This is a genomic window from Streptococcus sp. DD11 (assembly GCF_001578865.1).
Taxonomy (GTDB): domain Bacteria; phylum Bacillota; class Bacilli; order Lactobacillales; family Streptococcaceae; genus Streptococcus; species Streptococcus panodentis.
The window spans coordinates 70,010-71,404 of record NZ_KQ969397.1; the positions used below are offsets into that span (position 1 = coordinate 70,010).

The 1,395-nt window shown below is 54.4% G+C and carries 2 protein-coding genes and 1 pseudogene; all 3 read right to left on the minus strand.

Annotated features, from left to right (window positions below; translation table 11 throughout):
* On the minus strand, positions 1–549 hold a 549-nt coding region (locus STRDD11_RS11365), incomplete at its 3' end, for an NAD-dependent protein deacylase (protein WP_128837489.1).
* Between the two features lie 11 nt (positions 550–560).
* The gene (locus tag STRDD11_RS11370) at positions 561–1,322 is read right to left on the minus strand and encodes a hypothetical protein (protein WP_128837397.1); all 762 of its coding nucleotides are present in this window, start codon (positions 1,320–1,322) and stop codon (positions 561–563) included.
* A pseudogene (locus tag STRDD11_RS11375) lies at positions 1,319–1,395 on the minus strand (purine-nucleoside phosphorylase); the annotation flags it as partial. The pseudogene STRDD11_RS11375 and the gene STRDD11_RS11370, both read right to left, overlap by 4 nt.

Below are 1,395 nucleotides of genomic sequence, written 5' to 3' on the forward strand. Positions count from 1 at the left end.
GTGAATGGCCTGAGCTGCCTGACGGAAAACCTCCATATCCAGCGGCTCCTCGTAGAGGGTCACATCTGGCTTGACTATGCTGCCGCAGTCCAGACAGTGAGGCACGGTGCCCGGCAGAGCCAGAAAGGCCTGCAGGTCGTAAAAGCGCTGGCAGCCCAGACAGAAATTCCGATCCGCGCTGCCGTGCAGTTTGAGCACTTTTTGAGAACCAGCCATTTCATGCAGGCTATCGATGTTTTGGGTCACTACTGCCTTGAGCTTCCCTGCCTTCTCCAGAGCTGCCAGATAGGTATGAGCAGCATTGGGCCTGGCATCTGGATAGAGCAGGTATTGCTTGTAAAAGGCAAAAAACTCCTGCGGATAGCGCTCAAACATGGTGTGAGAGACCAGCTGCTCTGCTGTGAAATGCCGCCCCAGCTCCACACTGTAAATGCCGTCTGAACTGCGAAAGTCCGGGATATTGGACTCAGTCGAAACGCCCGCTCCGCCAAAAAAGACGATGTGCCGGCTTTGGTCGATCAGCTGCTGCAGCTGTGCAATCTTATCCATCCTGCACCTCCTTATAAAAGGGATTCAATAACCGCATTGGCACGGTCAAAGTAAAAGGGCTCCCGCTGGTAAACGATACCGGTCTCCTGGGCCAGCTCGACCAGCAAGTCCATAAAATGCTGCGACGAGAAGCCGGTCGTCCGGTGCAATTCTGCCTCATCAAAGGGTTTGATCAGGTGGGCCAGCGGATTGCGGACTGACTTTTCCAACTCCCGCAGCTCACGAGCCCCTTCCTTGACAGACTCAGACAGGTCCAGCTGGCAGATCAGCTCTGTCAGGCTGGAAGAGCTGACGGTGCTTTCCGAGCGGAAAGTCTGCAGGACAGAATAGGCCGAGCCTCTCATCTGCTCAAACTTCCAGCGGTCATAGCTGGCCTCTCGTGCATTGTGAATATAGCGGTCAATATCCGGTATTTCCAGTCGAATCAGCCGCATAAAAATCCGGTAAATAGCAGGACTGACGGCCCGGATAAAGTCAATCAGCTGCTCATTGCGCAGCTTGGCTTCCAGATCATAGAGGTAGTTGGCCAGCTGCTCGTCTGCTTCATCCTCATGGCAAAAAAGCTGAAAATTAGCAGGGACAGGCCCTGCGATTTCCAACTCTAGCTGCATCATCGAATGAATATTGAGCTCCCTGCGCTCTGCCAGAGCCGCGAGGAGCCGGACTAGCTCAGACTGAACGCTGCTCCCTCCTTGCTCAGCCAGCTGACAGGCGTAAGCATAGTCATAGCGGGAGGCAGCAAAGCGGATAGCCTCTTTTATATCCAGCTTCATGCGTCTGCGACCAGCGTTTCCAAGCCGACCTTCATCATGTCGGTAAAGGTCGTTTGCCGCTCTTCTGCGGTCG